The sequence below is a fragment of the Vibrio sp. 10N.222.46.A1 genome (genome assembly GCF_041473595.1).
In the GTDB taxonomy this organism is placed as follows: Bacteria; Pseudomonadota; Gammaproteobacteria; order Enterobacterales; family Vibrionaceae; genus Vibrio; species Vibrio tasmaniensis_A.
Map to the genome: position 1 here is coordinate 1 of NZ_JBFRSN010001315.1, position 2,309 is coordinate 2,309.

Consider the following 2,309-nt stretch of genomic DNA (forward strand, 5'->3'; position numbering starts at 1 on the left):
AAACACGATCGTAGATTGGGATTTTTTTAACAAAACCAGCGTCTAAAAGGGCTTGCTCTTGGTTGGTGTAAATTTTAGGCACTAAAAAACCAGCGTGGTATCTAGCATCATTTCGTTTGATTCGGTCGAGGGGCATTACTTTCCCCGCTATGTATAAGAGATCATTGTGTGATATTTCATCCATTCTCTGCCACCTCCCCTAATTTTTTTAGTAGAGTCGTCGCCTCTGTAGCAAAATAGCGTGAATCTTGAATCTGCCTTTCTAGATCAGTAGTAGTGAGTCCAGCCTCTCGAACAACGTCAATACCCGCCTCCATACAATCTGCAGCTTCAACTAAACGATCTCGTAAATGCCCCATCAAAATCACACTATTTAAATGAGATGAATTAGAAAGAGAAAGAACACATACCTCTTTACTTAAACCAAACTTCCCGCCATGAACTACATGAGTGATTTCATGTACCAAGGACGCACCCGTTTTATGCCCATCTTTGTCAATTTCATGCTGTATCAACACGTCGTTAGCTTGATATTTACGATCATTGACTCGAACCTCAGCCGTTTTACGACCTAATCGAACCTCATTAAAAAATTCTGATTTGGTGTTTACTTCATGCAATGTCATGCTCACTCCCCCCTACCGCCGACAAACAAAACTGTTCGAACTCATATAACGCTTCATCATCAAAATGACCTGAATCACGTAGCCCTAACATTTCAAGAAACAGATGACGATTACTCATATCTAAGTTCGCCCAATGATGAAGCTGTGAAACCTGTGCTATTGAGCCATTGCGATACCAACTTGGGAATGAATAACCAAAAAACACACGAGCGCGATCGCCCTGCATGGCTTGCTTGAGATCGGCCAGTACTTCTTCTTGTGGTCGATGTGTTGTGATTGGCTCTTGCTTCTTCGCAATAGCCTCTAACTGGACCAGGACTTGGTGTTGCTGCTCTTGATTACTTGAATTAAAGCGAACAGTAATTTGGTTAACAGACTGATTAAAAAGATGTTCTTCAATAGTATTCATCATCAATTCCTCAGGTTTGAGATATAAAAAACCCTCCCTCTTTAAATCAAAGAGGGATAAAGGGTGTAGGCAAGATGCCTAAGGGCTATGTTCGTTTGAGCATCACTGGACTATGACCAGCGTGACTGAATATCCTTTGCGCTGAAATCAAGAGCTTTTAACTCGCGATCAATGCGAGCTTGCTCTAAGCGGTCATCGCTTGAGTTAAATTGATTCAGTAGAGCTTCTCGTGTCTGATAGAGTGACCTCAACTGACGCTCGCCAAGCTCTTTTCTTGTTCGCTGCAAAAGAGCTAGGCCGCGTTCTTTTTGCTCGCGATTCAAAGACCAACAAACTAAATCAGGGCATGGGTTTTCTAGTGGTGGGACATCTACTTTTAAATGTTCTCTTGTTACAACAGACATAACGAATTCCTCTAACTTAAGCCAGGCATTGGCGCACCGTTGGCAATGAACTCGAAACCCATACTAATCAAAGGGGTTGTGCCACTTGTGCGGTTTTCTAAATCAGACATAAGCAAAACCAAATTACCGATAGCGGCTTGAGCTTTTGCGATCGTCTTACGTTTTTCGCTTCTGTATAAGCGGTCTGCATTGCACACCTTCAATGCATCGCTAGACAGCTCACCGGACAGAATCGAATTTTCTAGGATGCGTTCAACGAACGTTTTTGACTCCTCTTCCCTGGGTACCTTGCCCGCCACCACGCCTAAATCGGCTAATACGGTATTAAGATGATGTAGTCGCCCGAGACTAGGCCTGTAAAAGCAAGCACTCAGTTCTAATTTACGGGCAGTCTCTTCAACATCATGATTGACAAAAAATCACAGTAAGCTGCATCAAAAGCTTGTTGTTTTCGTTCACGTAATACGCACTTAGGCCATAGCAGACATTCGTTTGGATACTTGTCTTCCCATGACTCACTCGATAGGCGTAGCAAAGTAATGTATTGCTGAGTGAGTTTGGTTTTAGGTGACGTTGCGAAGCTCATACTTCTTGCTCCGCAGAACGCTCGAACACTTTCACTAAGTTGATGAGCACAGAGCCTTTCTCGCCCTTTTTAGGAAGAATGGGAATTTCGCCACGAGCTATTGCTCTATCGAGTGACGATGTAGACCAGCCAGTACGTCTAAGAAACTCTTTTTTCGTGCAAAAAGGGGCGTCTAACGCTATTTGAAGACTTGCCATAAGTGGTATCCTACTTAGATAAGTTTATTTTGATGCGAAATGGTGAGACATGAGACATCAAAACCCAATATGACAACAATGGTAGAT

Annotated in this window: 7 protein-coding genes; all 7 read right to left on the reverse strand. The window is 42.9% G+C overall.

Annotated elements, in window-relative coordinates; translation table 11 throughout:
• Positions 1-184, reverse strand: a 184-nt coding sequence (locus tag AB4496_RS26205) for a hypothetical protein (RefSeq protein ID WP_372132816.1), incomplete at its 3' end; no start/stop codon positions are given.
• Positions 177-626 carry a DUF3850 domain-containing protein gene (locus AB4496_RS26210; RefSeq protein WP_102257937.1) on the reverse strand — a complete coding sequence of 150 codons (450 nt, stop codon included), beginning with the start codon at positions 624-626 and terminating at the stop codon, positions 177-179. The genes AB4496_RS26205 and AB4496_RS26210, both read right to left, overlap by 8 nt.
• Entirely contained in the window at positions 613-1,035 is a 423-nt protein-coding gene (locus AB4496_RS26215; RefSeq protein WP_102257938.1) for a hypothetical protein, read from the reverse strand. The genes AB4496_RS26210 and AB4496_RS26215 overlap by 14 nt, the downstream gene beginning before the upstream one ends.
• Positions 1,036-1,145: 110 nt before the next feature.
• Positions 1,146-1,439, reverse strand: coding sequence for a hypothetical protein (locus AB4496_RS26220; protein ID WP_102257939.1), 294 nt, complete (start codon positions 1,437-1,439; stop codon positions 1,146-1,148).
• 11 nt (positions 1,440-1,450) lie between these two features.
• Positions 1,451-1,738: a phage regulatory CII family protein gene (locus AB4496_RS26225; RefSeq protein WP_240798332.1), complete on the reverse strand. Its 288-nt coding sequence runs from the start codon at positions 1,736-1,738 to the stop codon at positions 1,451-1,453.
• Positions 1,739-1,815: 77 nt separating this feature from the next.
• Positions 1,816-2,025 (reverse strand): hypothetical protein, encoded by a 210-nt coding sequence (locus tag AB4496_RS26230; RefSeq protein ID WP_240798333.1) that lies wholly within the window; start codon positions 2,023-2,025, stop codon positions 1,816-1,818.
• Entirely contained in the window at positions 2,022-2,222 is a 201-nt protein-coding gene (locus AB4496_RS26235; RefSeq protein WP_102257940.1) for a Rha family transcriptional regulator, read from the reverse strand. The genes AB4496_RS26230 and AB4496_RS26235 overlap by 4 nt, the downstream gene beginning before the upstream one ends.
• Positions 2,223-2,309: the final 87 nt, after the last annotated feature.